Source organism: Micrococcus luteus (genome assembly GCF_022664405.1).
GTDB classification, from domain to species: Bacteria; Actinomycetota; Actinomycetes; order Actinomycetales; family Micrococcaceae; genus Micrococcus; species Micrococcus luteus.
Genome location: NZ_JAKRLB010000028.1, coordinates 1 through 16,936, shown reverse-complemented (window position 1 = coordinate 16,936; position 16,936 = coordinate 1). Strand labels below are relative to the sequence as shown.

At 73.5% G+C, this 16,936-nt stretch carries 14 protein-coding genes; 4 read left to right on the top strand and 10 right to left on the bottom strand.

Annotated features, from left to right (window positions below):
• Positions 1-2: 2 nt before the first annotated feature.
• From MF605_RS10945 to MF605_RS10925, 5 genes are all read right to left on the bottom strand, one after another.
• The gene (locus MF605_RS10945; RefSeq protein ID WP_080696032.1) at positions 3-785 is read right to left on the bottom strand and encodes a sulfite exporter TauE/SafE family protein; all 783 of its coding nucleotides are present in this window, start codon (positions 783-785) and stop codon (positions 3-5) included.
• A 6-nt stretch (positions 786-791) separates the two neighbouring features.
• On the bottom strand, positions 792-1,385 hold the full coding sequence (locus tag MF605_RS10940; RefSeq protein WP_134417019.1) for a rhodanese-like domain-containing protein: 594 nt from the start codon (positions 1,383-1,385) through the stop codon (positions 792-794).
• Positions 1,386-1,419: 34 nt separating this feature from the next.
• Entirely contained in the window at positions 1,420-2,823 is a 1,404-nt protein-coding gene (locus tag MF605_RS10935; RefSeq protein ID WP_036384546.1) for an MBL fold metallo-hydrolase, read from the bottom strand.
• A 301-nt stretch (positions 2,824-3,124) separates the two neighbouring features.
• Positions 3,125-4,393 (bottom strand): phospholipase D-like domain-containing protein, encoded by a 1,269-nt coding sequence (locus MF605_RS10930; protein WP_134417020.1) that lies wholly within the window; start codon positions 4,391-4,393, stop codon positions 3,125-3,127.
• A 24-nt stretch (positions 4,394-4,417) separates the two neighbouring features.
• Positions 4,418-5,392 carry an acyl-CoA thioesterase gene (locus tag MF605_RS10925; protein ID WP_049147046.1) on the bottom strand — a complete coding sequence of 325 codons (975 nt, stop codon included), beginning with the start codon at positions 5,390-5,392 and terminating at the stop codon, positions 4,418-4,420.
• Between the two features lie 120 nt (positions 5,393-5,512).
• Between MF605_RS10925 and MF605_RS10920 the strand changes: the two genes are divergently transcribed.
• Together MF605_RS10920 and rlmC are read left to right on the top strand one after the other, a co-directional pair.
• A complete protein-coding gene (locus MF605_RS10920) occupies positions 5,513-6,121 on the top strand; it encodes a HEAT repeat domain-containing protein (protein WP_049147044.1) in 609 nt (202 codons plus the stop codon).
• Between the two features lie 10 nt (positions 6,122-6,131).
• Positions 6,132-7,343 (top strand): 23S rRNA (uracil(747)-C(5))-methyltransferase RlmC, encoded by a 1,212-nt coding sequence (gene rlmC / locus MF605_RS10915; protein WP_134417021.1) that lies wholly within the window; start codon positions 6,132-6,134, stop codon positions 7,341-7,343.
• Positions 7,344-7,359: 16 nt separating this feature from the next.
• Here rlmC and MF605_RS10910 read toward each other — a convergent pair whose 3' ends face one another.
• Positions 7,360-7,950: a hypothetical protein gene (locus tag MF605_RS10910; RefSeq protein ID WP_036316210.1), complete on the bottom strand. Its 591-nt coding sequence runs from the start codon at positions 7,948-7,950 to the stop codon at positions 7,360-7,362.
• A 286-nt stretch (positions 7,951-8,236) separates the two neighbouring features.
• On the opposite strand from MF605_RS10910, the gene MF605_RS10905 reads away from it, so the two are divergent.
• Complete coding sequence (locus MF605_RS10905) at positions 8,237-11,614, top strand: beta-phosphoglucomutase family hydrolase (RefSeq protein ID WP_134417022.1); 3,378 nt, start codon at positions 8,237-8,239, stop codon at positions 11,612-11,614.
• A gap of 128 nt (positions 11,615-11,742) precedes the next feature.
• Here MF605_RS10905 and MF605_RS10900 read toward each other — a convergent pair whose 3' ends face one another.
• The 3 genes from MF605_RS10900 to MF605_RS10890 form a co-directional block, all read right to left on the bottom strand.
• On the bottom strand, positions 11,743-13,092 hold the full coding sequence (locus tag MF605_RS10900; protein WP_134417023.1) for a sensor histidine kinase: 1,350 nt from the start codon (positions 13,090-13,092) through the stop codon (positions 11,743-11,745).
• On the bottom strand, positions 13,089-13,754 hold the full coding sequence (locus MF605_RS10895) for a response regulator transcription factor (protein ID WP_063189414.1): 666 nt from the start codon (positions 13,752-13,754) through the stop codon (positions 13,089-13,091). The genes MF605_RS10900 and MF605_RS10895 overlap by 4 nt, the downstream gene beginning before the upstream one ends.
• 317 nt (positions 13,755-14,071) lie before the next feature.
• Complete coding sequence (locus MF605_RS10890; RefSeq protein WP_115165681.1) at positions 14,072-15,526, bottom strand: L-lactate permease; 1,455 nt, start codon at positions 15,524-15,526, stop codon at positions 14,072-14,074.
• An 80-nt stretch (positions 15,527-15,606) separates the two neighbouring features.
• Between MF605_RS10890 and MF605_RS10885 the strand changes: the two genes are divergently transcribed.
• Positions 15,607-16,758 (top strand): nitronate monooxygenase, encoded by a 1,152-nt coding sequence (locus tag MF605_RS10885; RefSeq protein WP_134417024.1) that lies wholly within the window; start codon positions 15,607-15,609, stop codon positions 16,756-16,758.
• A 51-nt stretch (positions 16,759-16,809) separates the two neighbouring features.
• Here MF605_RS10885 and MF605_RS10880 read toward each other — a convergent pair.
• Positions 16,810-16,936, bottom strand: a 127-nt coding sequence (locus tag MF605_RS10880; protein ID WP_242821245.1) for an integrase core domain-containing protein, incomplete at its 5' end; no start/stop codon positions are given.

Genomic DNA, 16,936 nt, shown 5'->3' with positions numbered 1-16,936 from the left:
TGTCACACGAGGAGACCGATGAGCTCCCGGACGAGGATCACCAGGCCCATGGCCAGCACGAACCAGCCGAAGCCCTTCTTCAGCGCCTTCTCCGGGACCCGCTTCATGAGCGGAACGCCGATCAGCGCACCGACCACGGCCACACCGGTGACCCACAGCAGCAGGTCCCACGGCAGCGTCACGCTGGTCAGGTAGCCGCCGAGGCCCGCGAAGGACTTCATGGCGATCACCAGCAGGGACGTGCCCACCGCAGCGGACATCGGCAGGCCGCCGAGCAGGACCAGCGCAGGGACCACGAGGAACCCGCCGCCGGCGCCGACGATGCCCGTGACGAAGCCGACGACGACGCCCTCCAGCAGGATCTTCCCGAGCGGGTGGCGGCGGGGCTCGACGTCAGCCGAGGCCTCCACTGAGGGGGCGGCCGCCGGCTGCGTCTTCTTGGGCCGGATCATGGCCCACGCCGTGAAGAGCATCATCACCGCGAAGGCGATCAGCAGCAGGGTCCCCGGCAGGAAGCCGCCGACGACGCCGCCCAGGAGGGCACCCACCATCGAGGCCGCGCCGAAGATCAGGCCGGTGCGCCACCGGACGGTGCCGTGCCGCGAGTGCAGCAGCACTGAGACCAGCGAGGTCACACCCACCACGAACAGGGAGCCCGCGATGGCCTGCTTCGGCTCGAGGCCGGCCACGTACGTCAGCAGGGGCACCATCAGGATCGACCCGCCGCCACCCATGAGGCCGAGCAGCAGGCCGACCACGAGGGCCAGGGCGAGGACGATCCACATCACGGGTCAGCTCCGCTTCCCCGCGCCGGTGGGGATGCGGCCGATCACGTCGCCCGCGGAGCGCTCCTGCGCGGGGCGGTTCCACGGCATCTTGGCCAGCACGGACGCCATGGCGCACGTGTTGGACACGGCGGAGAAGGACAGGCCCGCGCCGATCGCGGCGGGGATGAGGCCGAACCGCTTCGAGCCGACCTGGGAGGCCACGGCCCCGACCAGCGCGATGGACCCGGCGGTCATGCGGACCTGACGGTCCATGGACCAGCGGTTGCCGCTGCGGACGACCTCGCTGCCGGCCTCGGCGTAGGCGGAGATGCCGCCCTGCAGGACGCGCGCGGAGGTGAAGCCGGCCTGGGCCAGACGGTCCTGGGCGGTGCCGGCCCGGCTGCCGGACTGGCAGACGAGCACCGCGGTGCCGTCCAGGCGGGCGGCGACCTCGTCCGCGTGCTCCTGGAGCAGGTCCAGCGGCACGTTGTAGGAGCCGGCGATGTGCTCGGTCTCGAACTCGCCGGGGGTGCGCACGTCCAGCACGACGGCGTCGGGGCGGGCGGCCAGCTCGGCCTTCAGGTCGCGCGGGGCGACGGGGGACAGGGTGACGCTCATGGGAGGGGCTCCTCGGGGTTGGTCTGGGGGTGTGTCAGGACTGCTGCCAGGCGGCGTAGCTGCCCTCGAGCTCGATCACGTCGAACCCGGCGCGGCGCAGCGCCTGGGCGGCCACGATGTTGCGCAGGCCGGACTGGCAGAAGGTCACCAGGGTCTTGTCCTTCGGCAGCTCCTCCTGGTGGAAGAGCACCTTGCCGGCGTTCAGCTGCCGGGCGTCCGCCACGGTGCCGTGGGAGAACTCGGTCTTGTTGCGCACGTCCACCAGCACGGTGTCCTGCTCCGCGCCGACCTCGCCGGCCTCGATGCGGGACCGCAGCTCGTCGGCCTGCACGGTGGGCACCGGCTCCAACGTGAGGCCGTCCACGGAGGTGGTGAACGCGGCGGCGGCGTCGACGCCCACGCGGATCATGTGGTCGCGCATCGTGTGCGCGTCCTCGCGGTCCTCGGCGAGCAGGACGAGGGCGGCGTCGTCGCTCTCCGGGTCGTAGGCCCAGCCGGCGTGCGTGGCGACCTTGCCGCGGGACGGAAAGGCCAGCGCGCCCGGCACGGTGCCGGCGAGGATCTCGTCCACACCGCGGGTGTCCGCGAACACGGCGCCCTCGGCGAGCGTCGCCTGCACGCCCCCGGCGTCCAGCTCCTCGAGCTCGGGCAGCTCGCCCAGGATGGCTGGCCCCTGCTTGTTCTGGCGCTTCATGCGGGCGAAGTAGGCGTGGGCGTCGGGCTGGCCGTCGAGCAGCTCGTCGATGAAGCCCTGCTCGTCGTCGTTCTTCAGGTAGTCGGACCACCACGCGTACTTGCGCTCGTAGCCGACCGTGGTGGAGGGCAGCGCGCCGAGTGCCTTGCCGCAGGCGGAGCCGGCGCCGTGGGCCGGGAACACCTGCACGTGGTCCGGGAGGGTCAGGAACTTCGCCTTGAGGGAGGCGAAGAGCTGCTGGGCGCCCTCGAAGCGGGTGTCGACGCCGCCGGCGGCCTCGTCCAGCAGGTCCGGGCGGCCGAGGTCGCCGGAGAACACGAAGTCGCCGGTGAGCATGTAGCCCGGGGCGTCCGCGAAGGCGCCGTCGGTGACGAGGAAGGACAGGTGCTCGGGGGTGTGGCCCGGGGTGTGCACGGCCTCGACGGTGATGTTGCCGAGCGTCACCGTGTCGCCGTCCTTGAGGAGGTTGCCCTCGAAGCCGTAGGCCCAGTCCTCGCCGCCCTCGCCGGACAGGTGGATCTGGGCGCCGGTGGCGTGGGCCAGCTCGCGGGTGCCGGAGAGGTAGTCCGCGTGGATGTGGGTCTCGGTCACGTGGGTGATGGTCATGCCGTTCTTGGCGGCCAGGTCCAGGTACACCTGGATGTCGCGGCGGGGGTCCACCACCATCGCCTCGTTCTTCGCCTGGCAGCCGATCACGTAGCTGGCCTGGGCGAGGTCCTCGTCGTAGATGCGCTCGAGCAGCATGGTTCTCCTCCGGGTCGGGGGGTCTCGATGTCCATCCGATACCCCCTGGGGTATGTCGAGAACGAGCGTAGGGTATACCCCCAGGGGTATGCAAGAGAGAGGGTGAGCCCGGGCGGCGACGGGAAGGGACGGCACGGTCGGGAGACGTCGCCAGGGGGCGTGAGCCAGATGATTCCGCTGCGGATCGGGCGTCAGAACGGCAGAAACGTCTGGCTCACGCGGCGGGGGGCGTGAGCCAGATGATTCCGCTGCGGATCGGGCGTCAGAACTGCAGAAACGTCTGGCTCAGCGCCCGGGGTCCTCAGAGCAGGGGACGCAGTGGTACCAGCAGGGCCTCGACCACGCGGGCGAGGCCGTGACGGTCCTCCCAGCGCGGGGTGTCGATCCGGACGGCCCGCTGGGCGTCGAGAGCGAAGATCTCCTCCATCCGGGCGGCGAAGTCGCGGTCCACGACCACCACGTTGGACTCGTAGTTGAAGCCCAGGGAGAGGCGGTCGACGTTGGCCGAGCCCACGGTGGACCAGATGCCGTCCACGGTGGCGGTCTTCGCGTGGATCATGCTGGCCCTGTACAGCAGGATCGTGATGCCGGCCTCGAGCATCTTCCCGAAGAAGCCGCGCGAGGCCCAGTCCGCCACGATGTGGTTGGAGTCCTCCGGCACCATCACCTGCACGTCCACCCCGCGCCGGGCCGCGTGCAGCAGCGCCTCGAGGACCTGCTGGTCCGGGATGAAGTACGGCGTGTTGATGAGGATGCGGTGCTGCGCCCGCTGGATGGCGTCGAGGTAGCTCAGCCGGATCGGGTAGACCAGGAGCGGCGGCTGGTTCGCGGCCACGGTGACGCGCGGGTCCCACGTGTCCGGGGGGCGCCAGGACATCTGCTCGCCCGCGCGGTGGTGGGCGTTCCACTTGATGGAGATCGACTGGCCCAGCGCCCACACCGCCGGGCCGCGCTCACGCACATGGGTGTCCCGCCACAGGCGGGCGTAGTCGTCGCCGATGTTGAAGCCGCCGGCGAAGCCGACCTCGTCGTCCACCACCATGATCTTCGAGTGGTTGAACCCGCTGTGCCGGACCACGCCTCGCCAGATCGGGCGGGCGAAGGCCGGCAGCCGGAACACGTGGATGCGCGGGTCCAGCTGACGGTAGAAGCGGGGCGGGACCACGAGGTTCCCGAACCCGTCGTAGGAGACGTAGACCTCCACGCCGCGCGCGGCCGCCCGGTTGAAGGCGTCCATGAACCGCTGGCCCGTGGGGTCGCCCTTCCAGATGAAGGTCTCGAACTTGATGATCCGCTGCGCTCCGTCGATCGCGGCGATCATCTCCTCGTAGAGGTCCTCGCCCGAGGTGAAGATGCGCAGCTCGGAGCCCTTCACGTGGGCGTCGAACACGCCGGGGTTCGGCGCGGGTCGGCGCACTCGGCCGCGGCGCTTGACCATGTCCACGCCGGTGAGCCCGGCGGCGACCGTCAGCGGCAGTCCCACGAGACCGACGCCCGCGGCCACGGCCGCTCCCCGGAGGAGACGCCGGACCGGCAGGCGGGACAGGGAGGGCAGGGGCGGTCGGTGCATTCGCTCAGTCTACTGAGGGCCCCGTCAGCGCGGATCGGTCGAGCGGCGCGTCTCGGTCCAGGCCGCGCTCACCTCGGAGCGCATGCGCACGAGTTCGATCGCCGTCTCCTGCAGCCTCCGGGCGCTCTCGCTCTCGGGGACGTACTGCCGCACCGGCTGGGCCTGGCCCTCCGCGGAGACGTCCACCATGACGGCGATCGAGTGCGCCACCAGGCGGGACTCCGCCCCGGTGCGTCGGCTCGCGTAGACGCGCAGCGCCACGTGCATGGACCGCTCCGTGGTGTTCACCAGGAGGGCCTCCACGCGCACGAGGTCGCCCACGTGGATGTTCCGCACGAAGCGCACGCCGCCGCCGAACACCGCGACCACGGATTCATGGCCGGTCCAGCGGGCGGCGCAGACGGCGGCCGCCTCGTCCACCCAGCGCAGGATCGCGCCCGCGTTGATGGTGCCGCCCACGGTGGCCTCCGCGTTGGGGGCCAGGAACGCGAGGGTGCTCATCTCCTCGGGGGCCTCCCCGGGCGCGGGGAACGGCAGTCGGGCCATGCCGCGCTCGACGGCGCGGCGGGCCACGGTGGAGCGGCGGGCCTGTTCGTCGCGCTCGATCTGGCCGGGGGTCGAGGGCTCCCAGGCCGGCACGGTCACGGGCACCCCGTCCTCCTCCGCGGCGTAGACCACGAGGGACGAGGTGGCGACCACGGGGTCGCCGTCGTCGTCGCGGATCTCCGGCAGCAGCAGGCGGGTCTGGACGTGCACCTCGGCGCCGTCCGTGTGGACCACGCGCGCCTGCACCACGGCACGGCGGTCCACCGGCACGGGGTGCCGGAACTGGGTGTGCCCCATGTAGCGGGCACGCACGAACGTCCCGGCCCAGCTCGCCGCGACGGCGTAGCCGGCCTTCTCGATCCAGGAGACGACGGTGCCGGCGTCCACCAGGCCGGTGGGATGGTCGAAGCTGTCCGCCCGGAATTCGAGGGCGAGGGCTCCGGGGGGTCTCATGCCGTCGAACGTATCACCCGAGTCCGGGCCCTGTGCGGCCGGTCACGCCCCGTCCAGGAGTCTGCGGGGAACCTCCCGGCCGCGCCCCAGGCGGGTCCGCGCACGGGGGACAATGGACCCATGACCGCCTTCGACCGTCTCCCCCTGCCCGCGGAGCCCCAGACCCCCCACGACCGCCTGCGCCGCCGCACCGAGGCCGCCGTCGCCGAGCGCGGGGAGGCCGCCGTCGCCGGGCTGGCGGTGCGCCTGATGACCGGCGCGGCCACCCCGGAGGACGTCACCTCGGGTGCCGCCCGCGCCCTCACCGGCGACGACGGCGACCTCAGCCCCGCCGCGACCGGCGCGCTGGCCCTGATGCACGCGTGGCACCGCAGCGCGCTGCCCGCCCTGACCGGGGCGCTCACCGCCCCCGAGGCGGACGTCCGCTCGGCGGCCCACCTCGTGATCGCCTCCCGGGCCGGCTCGCTGCGCCGCGACGCCGCCGTCGACCGCGCCCTCGTGGACGCGGTGCGGGCCGGCTGTGCCGACCCGGACCCGGAGGTCCGCGCGTCGGCCGCGTCCGCGCTGGGCGCCCTCGCCCGCCCCGAGGACCTCGAGTCCGCCCTGCCCGTGCTCACCGGCATGGTGATGGACGTGGACGCGGACCTGGCCGCGGCCGCCGAGCTGGCCCTCGAGCAGCTCGCGATCCGCCTGGACCGGCCCGGCCTGCGGGTCAGCCTCGAGGGCTGAGGCGACGCCCGTGCAGTGCCCCCACTTCGACGTCGGCGAGTGCCGTTCCTGCCCGCTGATGGGCGTGCCGTACGCCCGGCAGCTCGCGGACAAGCAGGCCGCGGTGCTGGCCGCCCTGGCGGACGCGGTCGACGCGGACACGGTCGTGGCCGAGCCGTTCGCCTCCGCGGAGGCCGGATTCCGGAACAAGGCGAAGCTCGTGGTCACGGGGTCGGCGGCGGCGCCGCGGCTGGGCATCCTGGACCCGCGCCAGCACCCCCGGCATCACGACGGCGCCGGCGTGGACCTGCGCGACTGCGGCCTGTACGAGGCCGGCATGGAAGGCGTGTTCGACGCGTGCGCGGCGGCGGTGACGGCGGCCGGGCTGGAGCCCTACGACGTCGCCGCCCGCACGGGCGAGCTGAAGAACGTGATCGTGACGCTCTCCCCCGACCGGGAGGCGATGGTCCGGTTCGTGCTGCGCTCCGCCGACCGGCTGGACGCGCTGCGCGCGGCGGTGCCGGGGCTGCTGGACGACCTCGCGGCGCGCGGGACACCCGCCGCCGTGGTGAGCGCGAACCTGCTGCCGGAGCACGTGGCCCTGCCCGAGGGCGACGAGGAGATCGTGCTCGCCGGCGGGCCGACGCTGACCATGCGGCTCAACGGGGTGGGCCTGCGGCTGCGCCCGCAGGGGTTCTTCCAGACGAACACCGCGGTGACCGAGGGGCTGTACGCGACGGCGGCGGCGTGGGTCGCCGAGGCCGGCCTGCCGGCGGCGGCGTGGGACCTGTACTGCGGGGTGGGCGGGTTCGCGTTCCACCTGGCCCGGGCCGGCGTGCGAGACGTGTGGGGCATGGAGTCCTCCGCCGAGGCGGTGGCCGCGGCCCGGGAGACGGCCGCGGAGCTCGGCCTGGCCGACCGGGCGCGCTTCTCCGCCGGCGACGCCACCTCCGCGCTTTCGTTCGAGAAACGGCGGGCTCCGGAGGCGCTTTCGTCCAAGAAACGGCGGCCCCGCCCGGACGCCGTCGTCGTGAATCCGCCCCGGCGGGGCATCGGCGCCGAGCTGGCGGACGCGCTGGAGGACTCGGGTGTGCCCACCGTCCTGTACTCCAGCTGCAACCCGGCGACGCTCGCGCAGGACCTGGCCCGGATGCCGAGCTATCGGGTGGCGCGGGTGCAGGTGTTCGACATGTTCCCCCAGACCCGGCACGCGGAGGTGCTCACGCTGCTGACCCGGCGGTGACGGAAGCCGGGGCGCGTCACCGCGGGCTCCCCGCCCGACGGTTCCGCTTCTTCAACTCGACGAAGACCTGCAGCAGCGTCAGAGCCGACGGCGCGAGCGCGGGTTGCGTGAGCACGAGCGGTTGCGCACGGGTCAACCCGCCACCCTGCAACGGCCGTCCCGAGTCCCACCGGTTGGCCTTGCGCAGACCACCCTCGTTCCACAGCCGCTCGTCCACCTTGAGCGCCACCTTCATCGTGTGCTCCGACTCTGGCGCCACAGCACGGACTTCCTTCACGTCCGCCCAGTCCACGGACCAGTCCCGCGTCCACACCCGTCGCTCATCGAACGTGACATGCCGAGGCCGGAACAGACCCATCGTCGCGGCGGGAAGCACCGCCAACGCCAGCGCCAACCCGATGAACGACGCCACACGCCACACCCCGAACCCGGCCGAGACATCCTCCGGCGGCCGGAAGATCACCCACACGAACACCGCGATGCACACCACGACGATCAGCCACAGGAGCAACCACCGCGCCGGACGCACCCGCGCCTGCACCGGCAGACTCGCCAGGATCTCCTCCCGCGTCGCCTTCTTCCGCAACCGCGTCGGCTTCGCATCCATCACTTGCTCATCATCCAGTTCATGAGCCCTTCGCCCCCCGGCCATCTCCGCCGAGTGTGTCCTGCTCGTTCCCGGGCCACGCTTCCGGCGCGCGGGGGCACACGTCCGCCCCGTCGGCACGACCCTATTCCCGGAACCCACCGCGCCGCAGCGACATCACCGCAGCTGAGAACCGCTGTGATGTCGCTGCGGTGCGGTCGGCCGGAACGACGGCGCGCTCGCTGCGGTGAACATCGCCGCGGCACTCCCCGTGCGGCCCCACTTCCCCGCCCGTAGGCTGGTTCCCATGTCGCAGACGCTCACCCCCGCCGCTCCGCAGGACCTGAACGCCCGCCGTCACCGGCTCCGCCGCTACCGCGCCGTCATCTTCGACATGGACGGGGTCATCACGGACACCGCCGGCGTGCACGCGCAGGCGTGGAAGGAGCTCTTCGACGGGGCGCTGCCCGCCGTGGGCGCGCTGCCCGCCAACGCCGCCGTCGTCGCCGCGGACCCGGACGTGCTGCGTCCCTTCGACGCCGCCGCCGACTACCTGCACCACGTGGACGGGCGCCCCCGCGAGGACGGGGTCCGCACGTTCTTCGCCTCCCGCGGCCTGAGGGTGCCGGAGGCCGACGCCCCCGAGGCGGACGCCGCCCCGGAGCTGACCGTCCTCGCCCTCGCCGAGCGCAAGCAGGGCTACTTCGAGCAGGTGCTCGAGCGCGACGGCGTCCGCGTCTTCCCGGAGGCCCAGGACCTGCTCGAGCGGCTGCGGGCCAAGGGCGTGCCGGTCGCACTGGTCACCAGCTCCAAGAACTCCCGCGCCGTGCTCACGGCCGGCGGCGTGCTGGACTTCTTCCCCGTGATCGTGGACGGGAACACCGCCCTCGAGCGCGGGCTGCCGGGCAAGCCGGACCCGGCGATGTTCTGGGAGGCCGCCCGGGAGCTGGGCGTCGACGTCGCGGACGCGATGGTCCTCGAGGACGCCGTCTCCGGTGTGAAGGCCGCCGCGGACGGCCGCTTCGGCCTCGTGATCGGCGTGGACCGCGAGCCCGAGCTCGGCAAGGGCCGACTCAAGGCGGCCGGCGCCCACCTGGTGGTCCAGGACTACGGGACCCTGCATCTGGAGGACCGCACCACCACCCCGTTCGACCCCGCGTGGGTGCTGCGCTGGGACCGCTTCGACCCGGCCTCCGAGGGCACGCGCGAGGTGCTGTGCACCCTGGCCAACGGGTACTGGGGCACCCGCGGCGCTGTGCCCGGCACGCACATCTCCTCCGTCCACTACCCCGGCACCTACATGGCCGGGGTGTTCAACCGGCTGACCTCGATGGTCCAGGGCCGGGTCGTGGAGACCGAGCACATGGTCAACATCCAGGACTGGACCCCGCTCGTGGTGACCCCGCGCCACGGCCGCCCGCTGCTGCCGGGTGAGGAGAACCTCGTGGAGTACGGCCAGGAGATGGACCTGCGCCGCGGCGTGCTCTCCCGCACCATGACCTTCGAGGACGAGCAGGGCCGGCGCACCACGGTCCACACCCGGCAGTTCACCTCGCTGGCCAACCGGCACCTCGCCGCGATCGAGCTGACCGTGGTGGCGGAGAACTGGTCCGGGGACCTCACGGTGCGCTCGAAGATCGAGGGCCGCGTGGCCAACCTCAACGTCTCCGACGACCGCACCCTCGCCAACCAGCACCTCGAGCCGGTCCAGGCCCGGGAGATCGACGGCGAGACCGTCCTGCTCGAGACCGCCACCAACCAGTCCGGCATCCACGTGGCCATGGCCACCCGCACCCGCCAGGTGGCGCCGGTGGGCCACCACGAGCCCATCCGCCGCCCCGTGGACGGCTCGGACCTGGTGGTCGGCCAGGACATCCTCCTCCACGTGGACGAGGGCGTGCCGCTCGTGCTGGAGAAGATCGCCGCCGTCGCCACGAGCCACGACCACGCCAACGCCTCCGTGTGGGAGTCGGCGGTGAAGGACGTCCAGCGCGCCCAGAACTTCCGCAACCTGCTGACCCTGCACGAGCAGCGCTGGGGCACCAACTGGGACCGGTTCTCTGTGCGCATCGACCTGGCCGAGCCGTACCGGCATCAGCGCCGCTCCACGGCGGCGGAGGCCGGCGGCGAATACGCGCCGCCCGTCGTCGACGCCGGCCACTCGGCCCCGGTGGGGTCCGCGGTCCCGATGGGCAAGGACGGCGCGTCGCTGCGCCAGCAGCTCGCCCTGAACCTGCACACGTTCCACGTGCTCCAGACGGCCTACGGCCGCCGCCGGGATCTGGACGCCTCCGTGGGGGCGCGTGGCCTGCACGGCGAGGGCTACCGCGGCCACATCTTCTGGGACGAGATCTACGTCTACCCGATGCTCACGCTGCGCCGCCCCGAGATCACCCGGGGCCTGCTGATGTACCGCTACCGGCGTCTCAACGAGGCCCGCGCCAACGCCCAGGCCGCGGGCTGGGCCGGCGCCATGTACCCGTGGCAGTCCGGCGCGGACGGCTCCGAGGAGACGCCCACCGAGCTGTGGAACCCGCGCTCGCGCATGTGGATGCCGGACAACTCCCACAACCAGCGGCACGTCTCCCTGGACATCGCCTACTCGGTGCTGCGGTACATCGAGATCACGAAGGACACGTCCTTCATCTCGGACTACGGCGCGGAGATGCTCGTGGAGATCTCCCGGTTCTTCATGTCCATGACCCTGCACAACGCCGTCACGGACCGCTACGAGATCCACGGCGTCATGGGCCCGGACGAGTTCCACGACGGCTATCCCGAGACCCCCGGCTCCGGCCTGCGCAACAACGCGTACACGAACGTGCTGACCTCGTGGGTGCTCGCGGAGACCGCCCGCCTGGTCCGCTGGCTGGACACGATCGACGACGGCCTGCCCGAGCTCATGGAGATCTCCGAGGAGGAGATCGAGCGCTGGGAGGAGGTCAGCACCCGCCTGACCGTGCCGTTCTTCGAGGAGGGCGAGGAGGCCGGCATCCTCGCCCAGTTCGAGGGCTACCAGGACCTGCTCGAGTTCGACTGGGAGGCCTACCGCGCCAAGTACGGGAACATCGGCCGCATGGACCTGATCCTGCAGGCCGAGGGCGACGCCACCAACCGGTACAAGCTCTCCAAGCAGGCCGACACCCTCATGCTCGGCTACCTGTTCTCCGCCGAGGAGCTGGACCGGATCCTGCGCCGCATGGGCTACGAGCTGCCGCAGGAGGCGTTCGAGCGGATGGTCACGTACTACGAGGCCCGCTCGACGCACGGCTCCACGCTCTCCCGTCTGGTGCACGCGTGGGTGGCGGCCCGCACGGACCCGGACCGGTCGTGGGACCTGTTCACGGAGGCCCTCGAGTCGGACCTCTCGGACACGCAGGGCGGCACCACCAAGGAGGGCATCCACCTGGGCCTGATGGCGGGCACCGTGGACACGGTGATCCGCTGCTACGCGGGCCTCGAGACGCGCGACGACGTCGTCCGGCTGCACCCCCGCATGCCCGCCCAGCTGCCCGGCGCCCGCTTCACCATCCGGTTCCGCCAGCAGCCCGTGGTCATCCACATGACCCAGCGGGAGGTGACGGTGGCCGCGGGCGAGGGCATGTGGCACGACGTGCCGATGATCATCGCCGGCCGCGAGCACACCCTCTCCCCCGGCGACAAGCTGACGGTCCCGCTGGACTGAGGGCCGCCGTCGTCGGCCACCCCACCCCGTCCCTTTGGGGGCGAAAGTGGGCGGTATCCCGCGCGGATACCGCCCACTTTCGCCCCCGGACGCGGGAGGACGCGGGAGGACGCGGCTGCCGCCCCGGCTCAGCGCAGCGGCAGCTCGGCGCGGACCACCCAGCAGCCGTCCAGCGGGCCGGCCGTGAGGGTGCCGCCGAACACGGCCACGCGCTCGCGCATGCCGGCCAGGCCGAAGCCGCTGGCCATCGCGACCACCACGCGGTCCCGGCGGGGCTCGCCCTCGTCCATGGGGCTGGCGATGCACAGCACGAGGCGGTCCGCGCCTTCGAGCTGCGAGGTCAGGCGCACCGTGCCGCGCCGCGGGGCGTGCTTGAGGATGTTCGTCACCGACTCCTGCACCACACGCAGCACGGTCAGCTCCAGGGAGCGCGGCAGCTCGTCCAGCTCGGTCAGCGAGCGCTCCACCGCGAACCCGGCCGCGTGCAGGCGGGCCTCGAACTCGTCGAGGCGGGCCGGCAGGTCCACGACGGCGTCCCCCTCCGCCGTCTGCGCGTTGCGGGAGGAGCCGCGCAGCGCGGTGAGCATGCGGCGCAGGTCCACGAGGGACTGCCGGGCGGCCTGCTCGATGGCCTTCTCCGCGGCGGCCCGCTTCTCCGGGTCCTTCTGGGTGGGCAGCATGGCGGCCTGCATCGAGATCACGGTGAGCCCGTGCGCGACGACGTCGTGCAGCTCCGCCGCGATCCGCTGCCGCTCCGCCTCCGCGGCGCAGGCGGCGGCCTCCTCGGCCCGGCGCAGGGCCGCCTCGCGGTCCCGGGCCCGATGCCGGGATCGGCGGATCATGAAGGCCGGCACCGCCACGCACAGCGCGACGATGAGCGTGATGACCATGACGCCCTTGAGGCTGTCCTCGTCCGCCCACGAGCCGTCGGTGAGGACCTCGCCCGCGACGGTGAGCAGGATGAGGGCGCCCAGGGCGAACCAGACGAACACCCGGTGCGAGTACCGCGTCACCATGGCCGCGCCCAGGACGACGCCGCCGCTGAACGCCTGCGGGGTGAGGTGCGCGTGGTCCGCCTCCACGAGGCCCACCAGCCCGAACGCGCTCCCGAGCAGCACGAACACCGCCGCGAGGGTGGGCTGCCACCCGAACAGCAGCGTGACCAGCACGCCCGCCAGGAACAGGACCCAGCGCAGGAGCGGCTCCCGCCCCTCACCCGTCAGCCCGCCGTCCTCCTCGAGGAGGGCCGCGAGTTCGGGATCGGCGCTCAGCCCGGCCGCCACCGTGGGTCCCAGCACCAGGGTGAGGATCTCCCCCAGCACCATGAGCCCGACGATCACGTAGAGCACGATCCGCGTGTGCCGGGAGACGGGTTCCGTGCGCAGGATCGCCGGCAGGCGGGATCCCAGGGGGGACTCGGCGGGCGGGGGCGACGTCGCCGTCGTCGTCCGAGCCGGGGCGGGCGCCGCGATGCTCATCCGATGTCCACGAGGCCCGCGCGGGCGGCGCGGATGAGGATCTGCACGCGGTCACGGACCTGCCACTTGTCCAGGACCTTGCCGATGTGGGACTTCACCGTGGCCTCCGCGAGGAACAGGGCGCCGGCGATCTCCGCGTTGGAGGCGCCCTTGGCGAGCTCGCGGACCACGTCCAGCTCGCGCTCGGTGAGGCGCTCGTGCGGGGCGAGGGGCTCGGCCGGGCACGGGGCGGCGTGTTCGGGGGCCGCGGTGACGGCCTCCACCAGGTCCGCGGCCACGCGGGCGGAGAACACGGCGTCCCCGGCGTGGACGCGGCGGATGGCGTCCACGACCTCGGCCGGCGGTGCGTCCTTCACGAGGTAGCCTGCGGCGCCGGCGCGCAGGGCGGGCACGAGGTACTGCTCGGAGGAGAAGGTGGTGATCGCCAGGACGCGCACGCCCGGGGCCTCGGCGGAGATGCGCGCGGTGGCCTCGACGCCGTCCATGCGGGGCATCTGCATGTCCATCAGCACGACGTCGGGGGCCAGCGTGCGGGCCGCCTCGAGGGCCTGGACCCCGTCCTCGGCGGAGCCGACCACCTCGAGGTCCTCGGCCTGGGCCACGAAGTGCTCGAGGGCGGTGCGCATCAACGCCTGGTCGTCGGCCACGACTACTCGGATCATGGCGTCCAGCCTAGGAGGCGCACAGGCCGCCGCGCGTCCACCGAAGGTCGACGTCGGCCCCCGCCTCGGGGCGGACCGGGCCGGCTCCCGCGCCCGGCCGGCCACCGCAGTCCCGGCGCCTCCGTGGGCAGAACCCACAACCCCATCGCCTCCGTGGGCAGAACCCACAACCCCGTCGCCTCCGTGGGCAGAACCCACAACCCCGTCGCCTCCGTGGGCAGAAGAGAGGGCACTTCTGCCCACGGAACGCTCTGGCCTGCCGCTTCCGCCCACGGAACCGGGCCGCCCCACCCGGGCCCCGCTCCACCCCCCGCGCGTCACCGCGGCAGCAGGAACCAGCCCATCACGGCCATGCCGAGGATCCCGGCGAGCATGGCCGGCAGCAGCACCACGAACAGGTTCCGCCGCGTCACGGTCCAGCCGGGCATCTGCGGCGACTGTGCTCCCGCGGCCATGCCGTGGGCCACCTGGATGCGGGCGGGCCCGGCGACGATGCCCCAGCCCGCGGCCGCGTTGTGCAGGCCGTTGGACCAGGGCGGGGGGACGCCCAGGGCGGCGCCCGTGTCCATCTGCAGGGGGCCGATCAGGGCCATGGCCCCGGTGTTCGAGGCCGTGATGAAGCCGGCGAACGCGCCGAGGAACGGCATCGCCACCAGGTAGGACTCCCCCATCCCGCTGAGTGCGCCCGCGAGCGCCTGCGAGACCCCGCCGGCGGAGAGGATGAGCCCGAACGCCACGTAGAGCGCGTTGGGGATGGCGGTGCCCACCCACAGCTTCCCGGCCTCGCGGGGGACGCGGCGGCGGGCGGCGGCGTCGAGGTGGAGCAGCTGCACGCCCACGCCCACCGCCACGAACGCCCACAGCGCCGGCGTCCCCACGAGGGCCGCCGCCCCCTCGAGCCCGAACGCGCCCTTCACGGTGGTGCCCAGCACGGTGCCGGCCATGAGCGTCAGGTACGGCACCACGTCCCGCCCCGGCCCGGGCAGCAGCCGGCCGCCGCGGATCACGAGCAGCCAGGCCACGGTGAGCACGAACGTGGCGACGGCGCCCGCCGGCGCGGTGCCGACCACGAGGTTCGCCCCCAGGATCAGCGCCCACTGGGCGACCCCGGAGAGCACGGCGATGCCGAGCCAGGGCAGTGTCCGGGCCGGGCCGACGTCGACTCGCATGCCGCGCGCCCCGCGCAGCAGCAGCACCGTGGCCACGCCCGCCACCAGGCAGGCCGGCAGGTTGAACACCGCGGCGGTGACCCCGATCTCCCGGAAGTCCAGGCCGAACAGGCGGGCGCCCATGAGCGTGCCCGGCGCCATGGACCCCCACGGCCCGATGGTGAGCGCGAGGACGGAGATCAGCGCGGACCGGAACGCCGTGTAGCCCAGGCCCAGCAGCAGCGGCACGCCCACGATCAGGGAGACGCCGAACCCGGTCACGGTCTCGAGGAACGGGATGACGCCGTGCACCATGAGCAGCGCGGTCGCGATCGTGGGGCCGTTGCCCGCCGAGAGCCACGCGGCCAGGCGCGCGTGCCCGCCGGAGTACTCCATGACGCGGGACAGGGTGATGCCGCCGGCGATGATCGCCAGGATCTCGAGCAGCGTGGGCACGCCGGCGCCGATCGCGCCGCCCAGGTCGCCCGGGGCCACGCCGAAGGCCGTGAGGGCCAGCAGCACGGCCACGGCCGTCCCAGCGGCCGGGGCCACCCACGCGGGCAGCCGGGTGAGCAGCAGCACGAGGGTGAGCAGGATGGGCGAGAGCGCGAGCAGCACCTCCACGACGCACCTCCCTCTCCTCGTGTACCCCGCCCCACTGTAGGCGCGGGGCGGGTCCGGGCCCTCCCCCTACGCTGGGGGTCATGACGCAGCCATCCCACGACGACGTCACCCGCGCCCGCCTGATCCCGCCCGTGCCCGTGGCGGTGGCCCCGATGGCCGGCGGCCCCTCGACCCCGGAGCTGGTGGCCGCCGTCGTGGGCGCCGGCGGCGGCGGGTTCCTCGCCGGCGGCATGCGGACGGCCGCGCAGATGCGCGCGCAGGTGGACGCGCTGCGCGCGCTGCTGGGCGCGGAAGGACCGGACCGCTGGGGCGTGAACCTGTTCGTCCCGGACGCGGTGAACACGGCCATCCCGGACGCGGCGCGCACGGAGGCGGCACGGTCGGCGCGGGCGGCGGCCGTCGCCGCGTACCGGGCGGACCTGACGGCCGACGGCGCCGCCGACCTGCCCACCGCCGCGGACGTGGCCCCGGACCCGGACGCCGAACGGGCCGACTTCGACGCCCTGCTCACCGCCGCCGAGGAGCAGGCGTGGCCGCTGGTCTTCTTCACGTTCGGCCTGCCGGCCGCGGACGTGTTCGCCCGGCTGGCCGCCGCGGGCATCCCGGCCGGGGCCACCGTGACGGACGCGTCCGAGGCGCGGGCCGCCCTCGAGCACGGCGCCGCGTTCCTCGTGGTGCAGGGCCACCGCGCCGGCGGGCACCGGGGCACGTCGGACCCGGCCGCGGAGCCGACCCGCGCCGAGCTGCCGACGGTGCTGGCGGCGGTGCGCGACGTCGTCGGGACGGGGGCCGCGGGCGCCGTACCCGTGGTGGCCGCCGGCGGCGTGGGCACCGCCGAGGACGTGCGCGCCCTGCTCACCGCCGGCGCGGACGCCGTCGCGGCCGGCACCGCGTTCCTCCTCACCCCGGAGGCAGGCACCTCGGCGGCACACCGGGCCGCCGTCGCGGCGTGTGCGGCCGGGACACGCTTCTCCGCCGACGACGGCCGGGCCCGCACCGCCCTGACCCGCGCCTACACGGGGCGGTGGGCGCGATCGCTGGCCACCGCGTTCATGGCGGAGCACCCGGACGCCCCCGCCGCGTACCCCGAGGTCAACGTCCTGACGAAGGGGCTGCGCGCCGCCGCCGCGGCCGCCGGCGACCTCGAGCGCGTCCACCTGTGGGCCGGCACCGAGGCGCACCGGGTCCGGGAGGCGCCGGCCGCCGACGTCCTCGCCTCCCTCGCGCCCTGAGGACCGTCCCGGATCATCCCGCGGACTGACGCCGGCCACTCGGCCTGCGGCCTAGGTGTAAGAGGTCATGACGTTGTTGACACGCACCGGGGCCAACGAGGCCGGAGGAGCCTCTCCGCAGGAGGTATGAGGCCGATGATAGTTGTAGTGGTTCACCCACACCTGCAGGGCCTCACGC